Consider the following 18,525-nt stretch of genomic DNA (forward strand, 5'->3'; position numbering starts at 1 on the left):
ACGGGGGTAAGACCATGGAAGTTAAACAGGCAGAAGAATTATCAAAAATGCTTTCTACCTTGGATGGTGTGATGAAAGCAAAGGTAATACTCGATCCAGAAAGTGGTGAACTCACCGAAGTTCATATTCTTGCTTATGGAGATAAAAATCCCAAACAAATCGTAAGAGATATCGAAACGGCCATACTTACCATCTCTGGAGAAAGAATAGATAGAAGAATAATAAGCATAGCACAAATGGGTGGTGAAGGCCAAACCGAGGATAATACGGCTGGCTTTAAAGTGCAATCTGCCGGTCTTTCTGAAGATGGAACGGAAATAGAGATTAGCGTTGGAATAACAATGGGTATTTCTTCCAAAGATTCAAAAAGGAGAGGTATAAAATCTTTTAAAAATGTACTCAAATTGTCTGCGGAAGCAACCATGGAAGCGATGGAAAGCGTTGCCGAGTCCAAGTTGAAATTTTCCCTTGACGAGATAAGAGAGGTAACTATCGAAGATAGAAAATTTTTCATAGGCATAATGACCGTTATTTCCAGTTTGGGTATGACAAAAGAACTTGTTTTTTCAGGTAAAATCGAGTTTAACTCGGTTAAAGATATTGCCGAGGCGATAATCGAGAAGGTAAATTCTTCCGGTTTGAAGTTTTAAGGAAGGTGGTTTGATTGTCAAAGGTTTATGTTATTACCTCCGGTAAAGGTGGAGTCGGAAAGACCACCTTAACGGCTAATTTAGGTACGATAATGGCCTCTAAGGGAGACAGAGTTGCCCTCATAGATGCGGATATAGGAATGAAAAATCTTGATGTCGTAATGGGACTTGAAAACAGAATAATTTACACAAGCATGGATGTTGTAAACGGTAAAATAGACGTTTTCGATGCCCTCGTAAGGCACAAACAACTCAAAAATTTAAGTCTTTTGCCTGCTTCTCAGGTTGCCACAAAAGAGATGATCTCTCCTGATGATATGAAAAAGATAGTTTCTCAAATTTCAGAGAAATTCGATTACATACTCATTGATTGTCCCGCTGGCATAGAAAGAGGTTTCAGAAATGCGGTTGCACCCGCTGAAGAAGCCCTTGTGGTTACGACACCGGAATTGCCTGCAATAACTGATGCGGATAGAGTTATAGGTCTTCTCGAAAACATGAATTTCGAGGATTCGAAGATCCATCTCATAATCAACAGATTTAAGCCTCATATGGTAAGACACGGTGACATGCTCACGATTGAGGATATAAAATCCGCTCTCTCGATAGACATAATAGGAATCGTGCCGGATTCTGAAGATGTAATAGTGGCTACAAACAAAGGGATACCGCTTGCCCTTATGGATGGAAAAGACAGGATGGGAAAGATCTTGGAAGGAATTGTCTTAAGACTCAAAGGAGAAGAAATCCCGATCCCGACACTTGAAGAGCTCGAAGAAAAGCAGAGTTGGTGGAAAAATTTCAGAAATCTTTTCAGGCGAGATTGAGGAGATGATCTAAATGGGATTTTTTGACTTCTTTAGAAGGAAAAAAGACGATACCAAAGACTCTGCGAGGGAATCCGCTAAAGAAAGGCTTGATACGCTGGTGGGTGGCGGCAGAAGGTTTATATACAGAATAGACGAATTCGAAGATAAGGAAGATCTTGAGAAAAAAACAGAAGAGATAAAACTGAAGATCCAGCAAGAGGCTTCCGAACTCTTCAAAACTGACATAGATAAAGTAAAAATCGTTGTCGAAGAGCACAACGGATATGTCATAATAATAACGAACATAAATTTTGAATGAAATGCAGCAGATAAAGATTAAAAGTTCGAAACATTTTGAGTTCATAGATTTAACCGAAGAGATCGAGCGGATCGTTTCTGAAAGCAAGTTAATGGCAGGAATGTGTTTCATTTACGTGCCACATACAACTGCGGCTGTAACGATAAACGAAGATGCTGATCCGGATGTAAAAACAGATATAATTTCTTTTATTCAAAGACTTGTTCCATGGAATGGGAATTATTTGCATACGGAGGGAAATTCAGCGGCACATATTTTGTCGACGATTATAGGTGTTTCCGTTGCCATTCCTTTTGATGATGGTGCTTTATCTCTTGGAAGATGGCAAGGGATATATTTTTGTGAGTTTGATGGTCCGAGAGAAAGAAATGTTGATGTAATTCTTACGGAGGCGAAATCATGAGAAGATACTTTTTGGCGATTTTTGTTTTTATCATACCGGTTTTAACCTTTGCCGCTGTATCTTTTCCATATGGTTCTGTTATGAATTTCAATCCTTCATACATGGTTTACAACACGCAATGGTCGGTATCTTATGAAACATATTTTGGTGAGCCTCAGCAAATGGATTTCGTGATCTTTCAACCTTTCAAAAATGGTTTTGCGGGTAAATTGGGCTTTTACACATCAGGAGCGACAAGCGGAATAGCCTATTCCGTCGCGACAAAATCAGGTAACCTTAACTTTGGTTCTGATTTTTTAATATCCGATTACGGTACAAATGTTTCATTGAATTTTGGAGCCGGTATGGTTGAGAAAATCTTACAAAATCTCGATCTGTCTGTGAGATTGCCAAACGTATTAACGTACACCTACGGAAAAAGCATAAACGTTTATCCAAATTTCGAAGTCGGTCTGAATCTTCCTTATGAATACTGGTCACTTGGTGCATTTTTATCCGTTAATCAATTTGTCAGCGGTGGATTCTGGGGAAGTCTTTCCGCTTTTAACATTCAGGCATTGGCACGCATTTATGGCGGGTATATTCCTTCCACTCCTTCGATAACTCAAAACGTTTTCGATTTCAACCTTCAGGGTTCTATCGGATCGATGAGTTTTGCCTACCTTTACAAATATGTTTGGGGTACAACCAAAAGTCAAGAAAATGGTTTCAGAATATCGGCTGAATGGTGATTTGCGATGATCGATAGGGTTAAAATACACGTTGCCGCCGGTGACGGGGGTAACGGTGTTGTGAGTTTCAGAAGAGAAAAATTCATACCTAAAGGTGGCCCAGATGGTGGAGATGGGGGCAACGGTGGAAGTGTCATCGTAGAAGCAACCAATTTTATGAGCACTTTGAACGATTTTAAGTACAAAAAACACTTTAGAGCCCAATCAGGCGCAAAAGGAATGGGATCGAATATGACGGGTAAATCCGGCGATGATCTTATCATAAAGGTGCCGGTTGGAACGGTTATAAAAATAGAAGGTAAGACAATTGCGGATCTTAACGAAGATGGAAAGAAAGTTATAGTTGCGAGGGGTGGAAAGGGTGGAAGAGGCAATTCGCATTTCGCGACTCCAACCCGTCAGGCCCCAACGATCGCCGAAAACGGAGAACTCGGAGAAGAGCATGAAATAGAATTTGAATTAAAACTGCTTGCAGATGTAAGTTTGGTGGGATTACCAAATGTGGGAAAATCTTCTTTGATCTCCGTGATGACAAATGCACATCCTAAAATTGCTGACTATCCTTTTACCACGCTCGATCCGGTACTTGGCAAAGTGGAAATAGGGCACGGAGTTTCTTACGTTATTGCCGACATTCCAGGATTAATAGAAGGGGCACACGGAGGGAAAGGGCTTGGCGATGAATTCTTAAAACATGCCGAGCGCACCCGCGTTATCGCCCATGTGCTCGATTCTTCCAGCGAAGATGTACTAAACGATTATAAAAAAATAAGAGAAGAAATGGTACTTTACAGTCATGATTTTGAAAAAAAAGCAGAGATAATAATTTTAAACAAATGTGATTTAGTCGATGAGCAAAGGATTTCTAAAATTTTAAAACTTTTTCCAAACAGAAAAGTTTTTGTGGTTTCGGCTCTTGCAAGAACCGGCATCGAAAACCTTAAAAACGCACTCTATTACGAAATTCAAAAAGCACCATTTGTTGAATTCAAAGTTGATGAATCGATTAACATTTCAACCAATGAAGAGCCTTCGATCTCCATTGAAAAAATGGAAAACTCATTTTTCGTTAAAGGTAAAACGATCGATCAACTGCTGAGAAAATATCAGTTAAATCAACCTGATGGAATGGAAATATTCATGAAAAAGTTGGATGAATTGGGCCTTGAAAAGCAACTTGTTAAATTGGGCATCAAAGAAGGAGATACAGTTGTGATAAATGATATGGAGTTTGAGTATCACAAATGATTGGGATTTACGGCGGAACTTTTGATCCCGTTCATAACGGTCATTTGATAATAGCAACTGAAATTTTGAACATCACCTCTCTTGAAAAGATAATCGTGATGCCGACAAGAACTCCGCCTCACAAAGACGGAAAAGTATCCGCAAATTTTGAAAAGCGTTTTGAATGGACAAAAACTGCATTTGACGGTTTGGAAAAGATCGAAATTTCTGATTTTGAGAACAACGCCAATCCATCTTACACCATTGATACGATACGTTACTTTCAGAATAAATACGGCAAAGTTGCGTACATAATGGGCGAAGATAGTTTTGTGAATATAGAAAAATGGTACGAATACGAAGAAATACTTAATTTAGCGAGGCTTTACGTCTATCCAAGGTATTGTGATAGAAGTCTTACAACAACTTTGATAAAACGTTTCAAAAATCACGATGTGCATTTTTTGTCCGAAATGCCCGTTATCCAGATATCTTCGACTGCGATAAGGGAAAGGGCACAATCCGGTCTTTCGATAAGAGGATACGTCCCTGAAAAAATTGAAAAAGATATACTCGATTTTTACCAACAAATTGGTAATCAAAAGAAAAACAACGATCGGTGAAAAAACGGCGAATGGCAATTCAGACTGTGGTATGTGATTTTATTTTCCGAGATCCTCTCCAATAGTCGCAGAATAGACGACCGCAAGCATGGTTTGTAAAAGTTCATCGTAATAATTTGTTTTGAAGAGTACCCTGTGCCCATCGAGACGCTTCAATCCCGGAATGAGCATTGATTCGTCTGCCATTTCAGTCGATTTGAAATTGATTTCAACTTCGTAAGGTGCTTCTATTTTATAAGGTCTTACTGCATTTTTGAATGTTTTGGAAAGTGCGATTTTCGTTCCATCGATTAATTCTTTTCTCAAGACATTTTTAGGTTTCATGATGGCGGCAAATCTACTCAATCCCTTTTTTGTTTCAACTAAAACGGTGTCTAACATCTCATTTTTTAGTTCTTCAACAAGGGCATGATCTCCCACGACCAGAGAAACTGGTACATCATGGTTCCCCGCAAAAGCGGCGTTGATCGTCGTTTCGCTCATATGTTTACCGTTTATTTTGAGATCGTAAACATCCGTGGAATACGTGTGATCCATCGTGCCGTGAATTGATCCGACACCTGCGTGATATCCAATGAAGAAAACGGTTGAAAAACTTGAATCAAAGCCTGCCATCATGTAATAATCTCTCAACCCACCGCTTACAAGATATATCCTATCATCGCGCTCTGTGAAATCGTAAGAAAGGTTTTCTCCTTTTGAATGGGAATCGCAGACCAATATCTCATCAATTTTAGAGTTAAATTCAGATGATTTTATACCGTCTATAACCCACCCAACAGTTTCGGCCATGTACTTACCGAGATATCGTGGATCTTTTTCTTCAACTTGATGCCAGGAATTCACACCCGGTAATCCTTCCATGTCGGTAGAAATGAAAATCTTCATAGCATCGCCTCCTTATATTCAATATGTATACCAAACAAAATTCAAATTCCGAATCATCGCTCCAGCAGGTGCCTACAACGGCAGGTAGCGTGTGGCTCGTGGCACTTAAGAATTGACAATTTTCAATTGCCAATTGAGATAACGCGTAATCTGCGATTGACAGAGTCTTTTACTGTTCACTCTTCACACGTCCTCACCAATTGAGGCATCTAGCCATCCGCTTACGGTAAATGACAATTCGGCTTTTAAAGTGAGTTAAGTATATCCGTTTTTGCCAAAACTCCTCCGCCCAAAAGTTCTTTGTCCTTGTAAAAAGCAATTATCTGTCCTGGAACCGGAACGACAGGTTCATAAAAATGCACAATTGCCGTTTCGGGATCAAAACTGCATTTTACAAGGGGAGATGTACTTCGTACCTTACACTCGCAATCTAAAAGGTACGATTTATCTACAAAAAGATTTAAATCTTTCACGTACGAATGATTTTTGAACAGATCGGATTTTTTCCCGACTTTGATCGTGTTTTTTAAAGGATCTACATCAACGACGTAAACTTTTTCTCCTGTCGCAATACCAATACCTTTTCTCTGGCCTACCGCATACATCTGGTATCCTTCATGCTGACCTATAACCTTACCATCTACATCCATGACAGGACCTGCACGTAAATCCACACCATTTGATCTGAAGAAATTGCCCAGATCTCCATCTGGAATGAAGCACACATCCTGACTGTCTGGCTTTGCTCCAACGATAAGATCGTTTTTAATCGCAATTTGCCTTACATCTGCTTTTTGCATTTCACCGACCGGCAATATAAGTCTATCAAAGAGTTTCTTTTCAACAAGGGAAAGAAAATAAGATTGATCTTTTTTAATTTCATTTGCCATAAAGACTTTTCCAGCTTTAACGATGGCATAATGCCCCGTTGCCCACCTGTCCGATCCCATCTTATCACCAAACACTTCAAGAGCCCAAAATTTCATCTTTTTGTTGCACCATGCACATGGATTAGGGGTTATGCCTGCTTTATATCCATCCAAAAATGCTTGTATTATCCTTTCCCTGAATTCTTTTTTGAGATCGACAACATCAAGGGGAATGCCTATTTTTTTTGATATCTTTAAAGCATCCATGGTGTCATCGGGGCTGCAACACACTTTTTTCTTTAAATCGTATTTTGAAAAAAACAGATCATCTTCCATCTTAAAATGAATTCCAACGACATCGTATCCTGCCTTTTTAAGCAAAAATGCACTTACAGCGCTATCTACCCCGCCGCTCATTGCAACTAAAACTTTCAAATTTGCACCACCAATCAGATCACGATCTTGATTTTACATCCTTAATGATGATATAATAACTAAGAAAAATATTTTTAATCATGTTGCCTTTATTGTGAACTATTCTTTCCAACATTCAATTCAATTTTACAACATTTTTTAATTGGAGATCAAAAATGAATCAATTCATCTTTCAAAAACTCAAATTAAAGAATACCATTTTTTTGAGCAACAAGATGTTGCTATCTTTAAAATTGCTGAACACAAATGCTTTAGACCTCGAAGAAGAAATAAACAAAATAGTGGAAGAAAATCCATTTCTTGAAGCGGAAGTACTTACCATGCCAAACGAATACAGAAATGTAAGAAAAACAGATGTTGAAGATGATTACATTGAAAATTACGAACTTGAAAACAGATCTTTAAAAACATACCTCATCGATCAATTTTATGCCTTAGAATATGATGAACTGGAAGAAAAAATTTTTCTTTATTTGGTTGATCTCATCGATCAGCACGGTTTCATAAGATCAGAAGTTAAAGAAATAGCAAAAGATCTGAAAGTGTCTCCTGAAAAAGTGGAAAAGGTTTTAAAAATGCTTAAATCCCTTGATCCACCTGGCATTGGAAGTAAAAATATACAAGAAGCGCTGAAATGTCAAACTGATGATAAAGACGTCATCACTTTGATCGACTTAATTGAGATAATCCAAAAAAATCCACAGGAAGCGCTGAGAAGGTCTGGGATGTCAAAAGAAAGATTTGAAGAAGCGCTTTCAAAAATCAAAAATCTTAATCCTTATCCGGCAAACGGTTTTTACGAATCTTCATACACACAATACGTTGAGCCGGATATTTTTATAACAAAAAAAGACGATCAATATGAAGTCTTCCTTAACGATCGAATTGACATTAAATTTTCATCTCTCGAATTTTACGACAAACTGATCCATTCCGGAAACCAATCTTACATCGAATTCGCCAAATTAAAATACGATCAGGCCAAAAACCTGATAGAAGCATTCTTAAAAAGAAAAGAAACACTTTTAAAATTCGGCCAATTAATCGCCAAAAAAGAATCGGATTTTTTGAATGGTGGCAGATCAACGCCTCTTAAGGTGTCATCGGTTGCGGCAGAACTTGGAATAAACGCTTCAACCGTTACAAGAACAATTTCTTCGAAATACGTCAAGACTCCAAGAGGCATATACCCTTTGAAATTCTTTTTTGAAAGGTTTCTGTACAAAAGCAATCATCAAGAAATATCACGAGACGACATAAAAGAAAAAATTTTGAATTACGTATCAAAAGAGGATAAGAAGTGTCCATTGTCAGATTCAAAGATAGAAGAAATGTTGATGTCCGAGGGTATAAGTTTGAGCAGGCGAGTTATAGCCAAATACAGAGATGAACTCGGAATACCTTCTTCTTCGAAGAGAAAAATGGCATGAGAACGGTTATCTTTGCCGGAGGAGATTACAAAGAGCACGACTTTTACAGATCGACGATTAACTTTTTCGATCTCAAAATAGCAGCCGATTCAGGTGCAAATTTTTTGAAATTCATAAACGTCGTTCCAGATATTTTGATAGGAGACATGGATTCAATCAACGAAGAGACGTTGCACTTTTGCGAAGAAAATGGATCCAAGATCATTCGATTTCCTCCTCAAAAAGATGAGATAGATACAGAACTTGCCATGATCGAAGCATCGAAGATCGGATCTGAAACTATTTTTATCGCCGGTGCATTTGGTACAAGACTTGATCAAACATTGGGCGTTTTCAGACTGATGGAACGTTTTAGGAACAGCATAATTTTTAACGAAGATGTTTGTTCCTTTATCATAGATCATCCGTTAGATCTTGAAAGCATAATTGGAGAAACATGGTCGATAATACCTCTTCAAAAAGATGCCAACAACGTTTCTCTTAAAGGATTTAAATATGATCTGAGCCATAGAAAAATGGAGTATCTCAGACCATACGGAATAAGCAATGAATCTTCTGAAAATAATGTTTTCATAGATCCAGGAGATGGCAAATTGCTTGTTTTCAGATATCACTCAAGATCTTTCGGATGGATAGATGAACTTTCTTTCAAATTGAAATAGAGGTGATGAAAAATGAAGGAGGAAAAAACGATCCGTCAGTTGAAAAAAGAGGCTATGTTGTTGAAGATCAAGGGCTATTACAACATGACCAAATCTGAATTGGCTGAAGTTATTTCACGAAGAAGAATGGAACTTTCCAAAAAGATTCGAGAACTCGATACCATGGAAATCGATGAACTGAGAAAGTTGTCAAAGGAATTCGATCTAAAAGTACCATGGAAATCTGCCAGAAGTACCTTTGTAAAAAAGATAAAAGCCCTTTTCGAAAATCTTAAGTTGAACGGCGAATTGGAAGAACAAAAATTCGAAAAAAATAAATTACCATCTCAAAATGTCTCTTCTTTTGAAACGCAGAGAACGCAAAATGTTAATAAAGCACCTGAAACAGTTATATCACTTCCTGTAAGTTATTTCAAAGACAAGTTTTGCGGTCTTGAGGTAAATCCAAATTGGATTCATTTTTACTGGGATTTTTCACCTAAAAATCTTGAAATCATAAAAGAACATTCAAATCTTGTTCTGCGCGTTTACGATGTCACATACATAGAATTCAATGGCATAAATGCCCACAGAACTTTTGAGATGGAAATAGACGAAAAGATGAAAAAATATTATGTTTTTGTGCCACAATCCGGCGCGGATTACATTGCAGAAATAGGATACAAAGAAAACAACAGATTTGTGCCTCTTTTAAGATCTAACCTTGTTTCGACACCTCCTTCTTCAGCAAAAATAGCGCAGATGGAACTTTGGATGGATCTCAGATCAAAAAGAAAGTTCACGGAAATGAGTCCTTCCAGAAAAGTTTTGAGAATAGAAAAACTCGTAGGATTTGCTTCCATGCCAACAAGTGGATTTAAATCAGGCGGTGGATCGTTTTTCATACTTAGCGGGAGGCGAGGGTCTTGAAGGGGAAAGTACTCTTGATGCTTCATGCCCATTTGCCGTACGTCAACCATCCAGATCATCCTTATTTTCTCGAAGAAAACTGGCTGTTTGAAGCTATAACCGAAACTTACATTCCATTGCTTATGGCTTTTGAAAGGCTTGAAAGAGATAACGTCCCTTTTGGTATAACAATTTCTTTGAGTCCACCTTTGATTGAAATGTTTGCTGAACGTACGCTTGTTGATAAATACAGGAGACATCTCGAATCGCTTATAGAACTCGCAAAAAAAGAGGTCGATCTCACAAAAAAAGAAGAAGCGGCAAAACACGAAATGGCTCTGAAATATCTCAACGATTTTAAGGAAGAACTTGCATTTTTTGACAATTACAATGGAAATCTTTTGACAGCATTTAAGGATGTGGAAAAGACCGGGAACGTTCAATTGATAACGTGCAATGCTACCCATGGCTTCCTCCCGCTTATGAAGATAAATCCCAAAGCGGTTCACGCTCAAATTGCGATAGGTGTTAAAGCATTCGAAGAAAGAATGGGAGATCATCCAAAAGGAATGTGGCTTGCCGAATCAGGATACTATCCGGAACTTGACAAAGAACTTGCCATGCAAGATTTAAACTTCTTTTTTGTAGATTCGCATGGCTTATGGTATGCGGATGTCCCACCTCACTACGACGTTTACAGACCGGTTATGACTCCTTCGGGAGTTTTTGTGTTTGCGCGAGATCCAGAATCAAGCGAGCAAATTTGGTCTGCTCAACTTGGGTATCCTGGTGATCCGAATTACAGGGAATTTTACAGAGATGTGGGATTCGATAGACCTTTTGATTACATAAGACCCTACGTTGATCCATCAGGAGTCAGAACAAATACAGGTATAAAATACCATAAAATAACAGGCAACGTTTCTCTGGGAGACAAAGCACTTTATAACCCTGAAAATGGTCTTCAAACGGCTTTAAATCATGCAAAAGACTTTGTCCAAAAAAAAGCGTCTCAGGTACACAGGCTTAAAGAACAAATGGGAGTTGAACCTGTTATAGTTGCCCCTTTTGATGCGGAACTTTTTGGTCACTGGTGGTATGAAGGACCTAATTTCCTTGAATTTTTTTTAAGGGAATCCGCAAAGTCAGATATTTTTGAATCTTCAACACCGGACAGAGTTTTAACTTCACTCGATGATGTTCAAATTTTAACTCCGGCCAAATCAAGTTGGGGTGCAAACGGATACAACGAAACGTGGATAAACGGTTCTAACGATTGGATATATCCTCACCTTCACGAAGCAGAGAGTAGAATGAGTGAACTTGCAAGTCAATATTTAAATGCCTCCGATTCCCTTTACATACGTGCACTCAACATGTGTGCAAGGGAATTGTTACTTGCGGAATCAAGCGATTGGGCCTTTATAATGACGACGGGCACTTCTGTTGAATATGCAGTTAACAGAACTAACACACATTTATCACGTTTTCTTGAGATATATGATGCAATAAAGTCGCATAATATAGATGAGAGATCGATAGAACTTTACGAGTGGCTCGATCCGATTTTCCCGTACATTGATTATCGAGTCTATGCATGAGTGATTTTGGATTTGGAAATTAAAAGATCAGGAGGTAAAAATGGCAAGGAAAATGAGTACTATGGATGGAAACACGGCCGCAGCTCATGTGGCTTACGCTTTTACCGAAGTTGCCACAATATATCCAATAACTCCATCTTCTCCGATGGCCGAACTTACGGATTTGTGGTCTGCTCAGGGAAGAAAAAACATTTTTGGTCAGAGGGTAAACGTTGTGGAAATGCAATCCGAAGGTGGTGCCTCAGGCGCAATGCACGGAGCCTTGGCCGCAGGATCTCTTGCGACAACTTACACGGCATCTCAGGGTTTGCTTTTGATGGTTCCGAACATTTACAAGATAGCAGGTGAACTTTTACCTGGAGTTTTCCATGTTGCAGCAAGAACGATAGCCGCCCATGCGCTATCCATATTTGGAGATCATTCAGATGTCATGGCTGTAAGGCAAAGCGGAGTCGCATTGCTTGCTTCTGGCAGCGTTCAAGAAGTTATGGATCTCGGAAGCATTGCGCATTTATCGGCAATAAGGTCGAGAATCCCGTTTTTGCATTTTTTCGATGGCTTTAGAACATCTCACGAGATTCAGAAGATAGAGGTGTTTGAATACGATGAACTTGCAAAATTGCTTGACTGGGATGCTTTTAAAGCCTTCAAAGACAGAGCCCTTAATCCCGAGCATCCTAAAACCATGGGGACGGCGCAAAACCCAGATATCTTCTTTCAGGCCAAAGAATCTTCCAACAAATTTTACATGGCAGTGCCGGATATCGTTGCCGATTACATGGAAAAGATATCAAAACTCACCGGCAGAGAATACAAACCTTTCAATTATTACGGAGATCCGAATGCCGATCGTATTGTAATCGCTATGGGGTCTGTAACAGAAGCGGCATCGGAAGTGGTTGACTATTTGAATTCCAAGGGTGAAAGAGTTGGTCTGATCAAAGTGCATCTTTACAGACCTTTTTCAGAGAAATACTTTTTAGATGTTTTACCCAAAACAGCCAAGAAGATAGCAGTTCTCGACAGAACCAAGGAATCTGGTTCTCTTGGTGAGCCACTTTACGAAGATGTAAGAACTCTATTTTACGGAAGGCAAAATGCTCCTCTTGTAGTTGGAGGGCGTTACGGCTTAAGTTCGAAGGATACAACTCCTTCACAGATAAAGGCTGTTTTTGACAATTTAAACCAATCTAATCCGAAGAACTGGTTTACCATAGGAATTGTGGACGATGTGACAAATACATCCTTACCAGTTAAAGAAAAATTGAATACTTCTGCAGAAGGCACTATAAGATGCAAATTCTGGGGATTTGGATCAGATGGCACTGTCGGCGCAAACAAAGATGCCATAAAGATCATAGGCGACAACACCCAGATGTACGCACAGGGATATTTTGCCTACGATTCACATAAATCCGGAGGTGTCACCATTTCTCATCTGAGATTTGGGAAACATCCCATAAGATCAACTTATCTTATAGAAGAAGCGGATTACGTTGCATGCCACAAACAATCTTACGTTTACCAGTATGACGTGTTGGATGGACTCAAAAAAGGTGGTACCTTTGTGCTCAACACGATCTGGAAAGAATCAGATCTCGATCAAAAATTGCCAGGTAAGATGAAACGATATTTGGCCCAAAACAACGTGAACTTCTACATAATAGACGCCACGCATATCGCGATGAATATAGGACTTGGCGCAAGAATAAACATGATAATGCAATCAGCATTTTTCAAACTGACAAATGTGGTGCCGATAGATGATGCCGTTAAATATCTCAAAGAGGCCATAGTTCATTCTTACGGTTCCAAAGGAGAAAAGGTTGTTCAGATGAATTATCAGGCTGTAGATCAGGGAATAAACTCACTTGTAAAGGTTAAAATACCTGATTCATGGAAAAATGCAAAAGAAGACGAAAATATGCCTTCTATTCCCGAAAGACCTGATTTTGTAAAAAATATCGCGGATGTCATGAACAGGCAGGAAGGAGATAAACTTCCGGTCTCTGCATTTGTTGGACGTGAAAACGGCGAATTTCCTCAGGGAACGGCCGCCTACGAAAAACGCGGAGTTGCCGTAGAAATACCTGAATGGCAGCCAGATAGTTGCATTCAATGTAACCAATGCGCTTTTGCCTGTCCGCACGCGGTTATAAGACCATTTTTGCTTGACGATGAAGAGGTCAAAAAGGCGCCTAAAAATTTCGTCACCAAAGATGCCAAAGGCAAAGGACTTGAAGGATTGAAATACACGATACAGATCTCTCCGCTTGATTGTACCGGATGCGGTGTTTGCGTCGATGTCTGTCCAACTCCAAATAAATCTCTTGTCATGAAGCCTCTTGAAGATCAGGAAAAAGAAATTCCGAACTGGGATTTCGCGGTGAAGGAAGTTTCAGATAAATCAGATCGAATACCACCTGATACGATAAAGGGAAGTCAATTCGCACGTCCGTTGCTTGAATTCTCCGGTGCATGTCCGGGATGCGGTGAAACACCTTACGCGAAACTCGTCACGCAACTTTTTGGAGACAGAATGATAATCGCCAACGCCACCGGTTGTTCATCCATCTGGGGCGCATCCGCTCCATCTACGCCTTACACGACAAACGCTGAAGGCCGAGGACCTGCATGGGCAAATTCTCTGTTCGAAGATAACGCAGAATACGCCCTGGGAATGGAACTTGCCGTGAAATACGAAAGAAATAGACTTTCCGATCTTATGAACGAAATGGTAACTTTGAATGTACCTCAAGAGATAAAAGATCCATTCTTAGAATGGCTTGCGGGTAAAAATGACGCCAAATCTTCCAAGATCGCAACGTTGAAGATATTAAAAGTGCTTGACAGACAATTGCCAGACAAAAGGGCAATGGAAATTCTCAAAGCCATAAAAGACAGAAGAGATGTACTGATAAAGAAATCCATATGGGCTTTTGGAGGAGACGGATGGGCTTACGATATAGATTACGGTGGCCTTGATCATGTGCTTGCCTCCAACGAAGATGTCAATGTGCTTGTTTTTGACACGGAAGTTTATTCGAATACGGGCGGTCAGGCATCAAAATCAACTCCAGAGGCTGCAGTTGCACAATTTGCCGCTTCGGGTAAAAAAACAAGCAAAAAAGATCTTGGCCGTATGGCGATGACTTACGGATACGTTTACGTTGCTCAGGTAGCGATGGGAGCAAACATGAATCAGACTCTTAAAGCATTTTTGGAAGCAGAAAGTTATCCTGGTCCGTCTTTGATAATTGCCTATTCTCCTTGCATAAACCATGGAATAAAGGCCGGTATGGGTAAGATGGCAGATCAAGAAAAGCGTGCCGTCGAAGCCGGATATTGGCACCTTTACAGGTATAACCCCTTGCTTCGTAAAGACGGAAAGAATCCGTTCGTGCTTGATTCAAAAGAGCCAAAGGCCTCTTTCGAAGATTTTCTCATGAGTGAAGTAAGATATTCTTCTTTAAAGATCACATTCCCAGAATTGGCCGATCAACTTTTCAAAGTCGCTGCCGAGGATGCCAAGCAAAGATATGAAACTTACAAAAAATTAAGTGAGGGGTGATCTTATGAATGCCATAGATTACGCATTGAAAATGGAAATTGATGGAAAAACATTTTACGAGAAACAATCAAAAGAAAGTGTCGATCCGCGCGTCAAGCAAATTTTTGACATGCTGGCAAAAGATGAGCAAAGGCATTACGATATAATAAATGGATTTAAAAAGACTTTTTACAATTACAAAGGCACCGATACCTTTAAGACGACAAAAAACATGTTTTCGGATATGCTCAATAAAAAACAAACCTTTAACGTCGACGTGAATGTTTTTGAAGCCTACCAGCAGGCCATAGAGATGGAAAAGAAAAGCGTGGAACTTTACTCCAGCGAGGCCGTTAAATCGAAAAACAAAGATGAAAAAAATGTGCTTTTAAAACTTGCAGAAGAAGAAAAAAAGCATCAAATCATTCTTGAAAACTTGATGGATTTCATCCGTAAAGGAGACGAATGGGTTGAATCGCCAGAATTCAGTCATCTTGATGAATTTGACAAATTTTCTAAAAAAGACAAGTATTAAACAAAAATGATAAAATAGAACGGGATGAAATCCCGTTCTATTTTTTTATATTTGAAAAATGATATTTATCATATCATACGAGGAGGGTTTATATGATAAAAGTTTTAATTGCCAAGCCTGGTCTTGACGGACATGATAGAGGTGCAAAAATAATAGCACGGGCGTTAAGAGATGCCGGAATGGAAGTCATATACACCGGAATAAGACAAACTCCAGATCAGATAGTTCAAACTGCAATAGATGAAGATGTGGATGCCATTGGTATATCTATTCTTTCAGGGGCTCACATGAAACTCATACCGCGCATACTTGAACTTTTAAAAGAAAATAGTTCCAATGTACCCATCTTTGTGGGAGGAATAATACCTGAAGAAGACGCAGATAAAATGAAGAAAATGGGAATCATCGAAGTTTATGGACCCGGAACTCCAACATCGGTCGTCATCGAGGGGATAAAAGGATATTTTGAACATGCAAGTGTCTGATTCTCAAATATTAGACGGTGTTAGAGCCGGAGACAGAAAATCTTTCGCAAAATTACTTTCCATTTGCGAAGATGATTCGGTACGGGCAAATCATTTAATTTCAAATCTTGAAAAGCGTACTGCGCATGTTATAGGTATAACGGGCAGCCCTGGAGTAGGAAAATCAAGTATCATAAACGCGATTCTCGATAAGTCTGCCGATAAAAAAATAGGCGTCATAGCGATAGATCCGTCAAGTCCTTTCACCGGAGGATCATTGCTCGGAGACAGAATAAGAATGCAATCTCATGCAACATCAAAAAACTTCTTCATAAGAAGTTTTGCAAGTCGCGGTGCACTAGGAGGACTTTCTCCTTCTATTTTTGAAACGTGCGATGCTTTTGAAACTTTTAAAGTTGACGCTGTTTTTATTGAAACGGTAGGTGTCGGTCAATCTGACGTTGAAATAGCCAATGTTGCGGATACCGTCGTTGTTTTGATTTCTCCCGACGGTGGCGATGAAGTTCAAATGATGAAGGCCGGTCTTATGGAAATTGCGGATTTTTTTGTCATAAACAAAGCAGATAATCCTATCTCGAAAGGATTGTTATCGAAATTAAGAAACATTCTTGAGATGGGGAAAAAAGACATTCCTATCTTTTTGACAAACTCCATAACCGGTGAAGGAATAGAAAATTTAACAAAAGCGCTCGACAAAAGATTTTCATCGATTCTTGAAAGTGGATTGCTTGCACGAAAAAGACAAAAAAGGGTAACAAGCCATGCTCAGTCGATTTTGAGAAAAAAAATCGATGATATTCTCCAAACCGTTAAAACCGATCAATTGGATCTTGAAGAAATACAAAAAGAAGTGATGAAAAAAATTTGCGGCAATTCATGAATTCATCGCAAGACGTATACGATGTAGATCAAATATATTGACATCAAAAGCAAGCCTTTCCATTTTTTTGCTTTTCTTTGTTTGTTTAAGAAGATGAAAAATGCAATTAATCCTATAGCATTCATAAAGATTAAATCGCCAGTTATGGGCGTATCAGTCGTAATTCTACCTGAAAGTGCGGAAAGCCCGAGAATTGCCAAAATGTTGAAGATATTTGATCCCATTATATTTCCAACGGCAAGGTCGTTTTTTGATTTTTTTGCAGCCCTTATAGACGTTACAAGTTCGGGAACACTTGTTCCGAAAGCGATGATTGTGACAGATATTAACGTTTCACTTACCTTAAGTGCTCTGGCAAAATTGATGGCCGCATACACACCCAGTTCACCACCTGCAACAACTCCTGCAAGGCCTGCTATTGTAAGCAATACCGCAATTGAAAGTCTATGAGTTTTTTCTTCAGAAGATATCTTCACATCATTTTTAGATGTAGAAAAAACATAAACCATAAAAATCGCAAAAACACTCAACAATACCATTCCATCGTAGAAATCGAGTGAATTGCTTTTTAGAAATAACATAGTTGCTATGAATTGGGAGACTATGACAAATGGAATTTCAAACTTAAGCGTTTGATTTTTCACGAACACTGTTCCCGAAAAAATTGAAATTCCAAGTATAAAACTTGCATTGACTATGTTCGATCCCACGACGTTGCCTATGGCAACGCTTCCGGCATGCGTAAAAGCACCTGCAAGGCTTACCGCCAATTCTGGTGCACTTGTCCCAAAAGCAACTATAGTCAAACCTATGAAAAGTTCTGAAACCTTGAAATATCTTGCAAGATCAGAGGCACCGCTTACAAGCCAATCGGAACCACGTTCAAGTAAAACAAGTGCTATGATAAGAAAGATCAACTGTAAAAGAATGTACAATTTATCCTCCAAAAGAATTGTCTGAAAGTACAGTCTGGACGTTATTGTCCATCTGAATATACATTAGCCAAGATTTAGGATCTAAAACTGTTTTAGTTTATGCCAAGCAAAACTCAAATTACGAATCATCGCTCCGGCAGGTGCCCCACACTCGATGTCTGGTCCTCGCAGGCTGCGGAGGCCATCGAGAGGGCATCCTGCCCTGCGCTTTGATAAATAAGCATTAGGCTTTTAAAGTGAGGTTAGTATATCATCATTTTAAAAAAAAATCAATTGACCTTTCATCTCCTGAATAAAATCCATATTTTTGCCAATGCTAAAAGATACAAAATTTCAAATATCAAATTAAAAAAATATATGTATTTAGTATTTATAATGGATGTTTTTGTAATTACATTCGTAACTTTTATTTCATTCACGATCCATAACGAATAATCTTTGAATAATTGTTGGTAAAATGATTGTAAATTTTTGTAGCAAAATTTCGATTTTTTCAATTTTCAGATCACGCAATCCCTTGTGTGGCAACTGTTTCCAGCATTTCACTCTAAAATCACCACATTTTCACTTTTGGACACCCCAGGGTATGATCATACTCACCCCTG

18 protein-coding genes are annotated in these 18,525 nt (G+C 39.0%); 15 read left to right on the forward strand and 3 right to left on the reverse strand.

Going from position 1 to position 18,525, the window contains the following annotated elements; translation table 11 throughout:
• Nucleotides 1-14 precede the first annotated feature (14 nt).
• Genes ACP5NR_RS01050 through nadD form a run of 7 tightly spaced genes read left to right on the forward strand, consistent with a single transcriptional unit; the run spans nt 15 to nt 4,762 of the window.
• Nucleotides 15-650, forward strand: a complete 636-nt coding sequence (locus ACP5NR_RS01050) for a hypothetical protein (protein WP_428005807.1) — start codon at nt 15-17, stop codon at nt 648-650.
• 14 nt (nt 651-664) lie between these two features.
• Nucleotides 665-1,477 carry a septum site-determining protein MinD gene (gene minD / locus ACP5NR_RS01055; RefSeq protein WP_428004210.1) on the forward strand — a complete coding sequence of 271 codons (813 nt, stop codon included), beginning with the start codon at nt 665-667 and terminating at the stop codon, nt 1,475-1,477.
• Between the two features lie 13 nt (nt 1,478-1,490).
• On the forward strand, nt 1,491-1,778 hold the full coding sequence (locus ACP5NR_RS01060) for a hypothetical protein (protein ID WP_428004209.1): 288 nt from the start codon (nt 1,491-1,493) through the stop codon (nt 1,776-1,778).
• 1 nt (nt 1,779) lies between these two features.
• A complete protein-coding gene (locus ACP5NR_RS01065) occupies nt 1,780-2,181 on the forward strand; it encodes a secondary thiamine-phosphate synthase enzyme YjbQ (RefSeq protein ID WP_428004294.1) in 402 nt (133 codons plus the stop codon).
• On the forward strand, nt 2,178-2,912 hold the full coding sequence (locus ACP5NR_RS01070) for a hypothetical protein (protein WP_428005808.1): 735 nt from the start codon (nt 2,178-2,180) through the stop codon (nt 2,910-2,912). The genes ACP5NR_RS01065 and ACP5NR_RS01070 overlap by 4 nt, the downstream gene beginning before the upstream one ends.
• A 6-nt stretch (nt 2,913-2,918) precedes the next feature.
• Complete coding sequence (gene obgE / locus ACP5NR_RS01075; protein ID WP_428005809.1) at nt 2,919-4,160, forward strand: GTPase ObgE; 1,242 nt, start codon at nt 2,919-2,921, stop codon at nt 4,158-4,160.
• Nucleotides 4,157-4,762: a nicotinate (nicotinamide) nucleotide adenylyltransferase gene (gene nadD / locus ACP5NR_RS01080; RefSeq protein WP_428005810.1), complete on the forward strand. Its 606-nt coding sequence runs from the start codon at nt 4,157-4,159 to the stop codon at nt 4,760-4,762. The genes obgE and nadD overlap by 4 nt, the downstream gene beginning before the upstream one ends.
• A gap of 39 nt (nt 4,763-4,801) precedes the next feature.
• Here nadD and ACP5NR_RS01085 read toward each other — a convergent pair whose 3' ends face one another.
• The gene (locus ACP5NR_RS01085) at nt 4,802-5,650 is read right to left on the reverse strand and encodes a M55 family metallopeptidase (protein ID WP_428004205.1); all 849 of its coding nucleotides are present in this window, start codon (nt 5,648-5,650) and stop codon (nt 4,802-4,804) included.
• 245 nt (nt 5,651-5,895) lie between these two features.
• Nucleotides 5,896-6,954 carry a tRNA 2-thiouridine(34) synthase MnmA gene (gene mnmA, locus ACP5NR_RS01090; protein WP_428004204.1) on the reverse strand — a complete coding sequence of 353 codons (1,059 nt, stop codon included), beginning with the start codon at nt 6,952-6,954 and terminating at the stop codon, nt 5,896-5,898.
• Between the two features lie 155 nt (nt 6,955-7,109).
• Here mnmA and rpoN point away from each other — a divergent pair, with 155 nt between their 5' ends.
• The 8 genes from rpoN to meaB all read left to right on the forward strand — a co-directional run bounded on the left by rpoN (nt 7,110) and on the right by meaB (nt 16,985).
• A complete protein-coding gene (rpoN, locus tag ACP5NR_RS01095; protein ID WP_428004203.1) occupies nt 7,110-8,384 on the forward strand; it encodes an RNA polymerase factor sigma-54 in 1,275 nt (424 codons plus the stop codon).
• The gene (locus ACP5NR_RS01100; protein ID WP_428004202.1) at nt 8,381-9,046 is read left to right on the forward strand and encodes a thiamine diphosphokinase; all 666 of its coding nucleotides are present in this window, start codon (nt 8,381-8,383) and stop codon (nt 9,044-9,046) included. The genes rpoN and ACP5NR_RS01100 overlap by 4 nt, the downstream gene beginning before the upstream one ends.
• Before the next feature lie 12 nt (nt 9,047-9,058).
• Nucleotides 9,059-9,955, forward strand: a complete 897-nt coding sequence (locus tag ACP5NR_RS01105) for a DUF4912 domain-containing protein (RefSeq protein ID WP_428004201.1) — start codon at nt 9,059-9,061, stop codon at nt 9,953-9,955.
• Nucleotides 9,952-11,535, forward strand: coding sequence for a glycoside hydrolase family 57 protein (locus ACP5NR_RS01110; RefSeq protein ID WP_428004200.1), 1,584 nt, complete (start codon nt 9,952-9,954; stop codon nt 11,533-11,535). Before ACP5NR_RS01105 ends, ACP5NR_RS01110 begins: the two co-directional genes overlap by 4 nt.
• 40 nt (nt 11,536-11,575) lie before the next feature.
• Nucleotides 11,576-15,106 carry a pyruvate:ferredoxin (flavodoxin) oxidoreductase gene (gene nifJ, locus ACP5NR_RS01115; RefSeq protein ID WP_428004199.1) on the forward strand — a complete coding sequence of 1,177 codons (3,531 nt, stop codon included), beginning with the start codon at nt 11,576-11,578 and terminating at the stop codon, nt 15,104-15,106.
• A 4-nt stretch (nt 15,107-15,110) separates the two neighbouring features.
• Nucleotides 15,111-15,620, forward strand: coding sequence for a ferritin family protein (locus ACP5NR_RS01120; RefSeq protein WP_428005811.1), 510 nt, complete (start codon nt 15,111-15,113; stop codon nt 15,618-15,620).
• A gap of 92 nt (nt 15,621-15,712) precedes the next feature.
• Nucleotides 15,713-16,105, forward strand: a complete 393-nt coding sequence (locus tag ACP5NR_RS01125; RefSeq protein ID WP_428004197.1) for a cobalamin B12-binding domain-containing protein — start codon at nt 15,713-15,715, stop codon at nt 16,103-16,105.
• Nucleotides 16,092-16,985, forward strand: a complete 894-nt coding sequence (gene meaB / locus ACP5NR_RS01130) for a methylmalonyl Co-A mutase-associated GTPase MeaB (RefSeq protein WP_428005817.1) — start codon at nt 16,092-16,094, stop codon at nt 16,983-16,985. Before ACP5NR_RS01125 ends, meaB begins: the two co-directional genes overlap by 14 nt.
• A gap of 2 nt (nt 16,986-16,987) precedes the next feature.
• On the opposite strand, the gene ACP5NR_RS01135 is transcribed toward meaB, so the two are convergent.
• Nucleotides 16,988-17,920: a calcium/sodium antiporter gene (locus ACP5NR_RS01135; protein WP_428004195.1), complete on the reverse strand. Its 933-nt coding sequence runs from the start codon at nt 17,918-17,920 to the stop codon at nt 16,988-16,990.
• Nucleotides 17,921-18,525 lie beyond the last annotated feature (605 nt).

The sequence above is a fragment of the Athalassotoga sp. genome, from assembly GCF_049965695.1.
Classification (GTDB): domain Bacteria; phylum Thermotogota; class Thermotogae; order Mesoaciditogales; family Mesoaciditogaceae; genus Athalassotoga.

Excerpts from the sequence above, each read along its gene's own strand:
- ACP5NR_RS01050 (WP_428005807.1), top strand. The coding sequence starts at position 15 with ATGGAAGTTAAACAGGCAGAAGAATTATCAAAAATGCTTTCTACCTTG.
- ACP5NR_RS01060 (WP_428004209.1), top strand. The coding sequence starts at position 1,491 with ATGGGATTTTTTGACTTCTTTAGAAGGAAAAAAGACGATACCAAAGAC.
- ACP5NR_RS01065 (WP_428004294.1), top strand. The coding sequence starts at position 1,780 with ATGCAGCAGATAAAGATTAAAAGTTCGAAACATTTTGAGTTCATAGAT.
- ACP5NR_RS01070 (WP_428005808.1), top strand. The coding sequence starts at position 2,178 with ATGAGAAGATACTTTTTGGCGATTTTTGTTTTTATCATACCGGTTTTA.
- obgE (WP_428005809.1), top strand. The coding sequence starts at position 2,919 with ATGATCGATAGGGTTAAAATACACGTTGCCGCCGGTGACGGGGGTAAC.
- nadD (WP_428005810.1), top strand. The coding sequence starts at position 4,157 with ATGATTGGGATTTACGGCGGAACTTTTGATCCCGTTCATAACGGTCAT.
- ACP5NR_RS01085 (WP_428004205.1), bottom strand. The coding sequence starts at position 5,650 with ATGAAGATTTTCATTTCTACCGACATGGAAGGATTACCGGGTGTGAAT.
- rpoN (WP_428004203.1), top strand. The coding sequence starts at position 7,110 with ATGAATCAATTCATCTTTCAAAAACTCAAATTAAAGAATACCATTTTT.
- ACP5NR_RS01100 (WP_428004202.1), top strand. The coding sequence starts at position 8,381 with ATGAGAACGGTTATCTTTGCCGGAGGAGATTACAAAGAGCACGACTTT.
- ACP5NR_RS01105 (WP_428004201.1), top strand. The coding sequence starts at position 9,059 with ATGAAGGAGGAAAAAACGATCCGTCAGTTGAAAAAAGAGGCTATGTTG.
- nifJ (WP_428004199.1), top strand. The coding sequence starts at position 11,576 with ATGGCAAGGAAAATGAGTACTATGGATGGAAACACGGCCGCAGCTCAT.
- ACP5NR_RS01120 (WP_428005811.1), top strand. The coding sequence starts at position 15,111 with ATGAATGCCATAGATTACGCATTGAAAATGGAAATTGATGGAAAAACA.
- ACP5NR_RS01125 (WP_428004197.1), top strand. The coding sequence starts at position 15,713 with ATGATAAAAGTTTTAATTGCCAAGCCTGGTCTTGACGGACATGATAGA.
- meaB (WP_428005817.1), top strand. The coding sequence starts at position 16,092 with ATGCAAGTGTCTGATTCTCAAATATTAGACGGTGTTAGAGCCGGAGAC.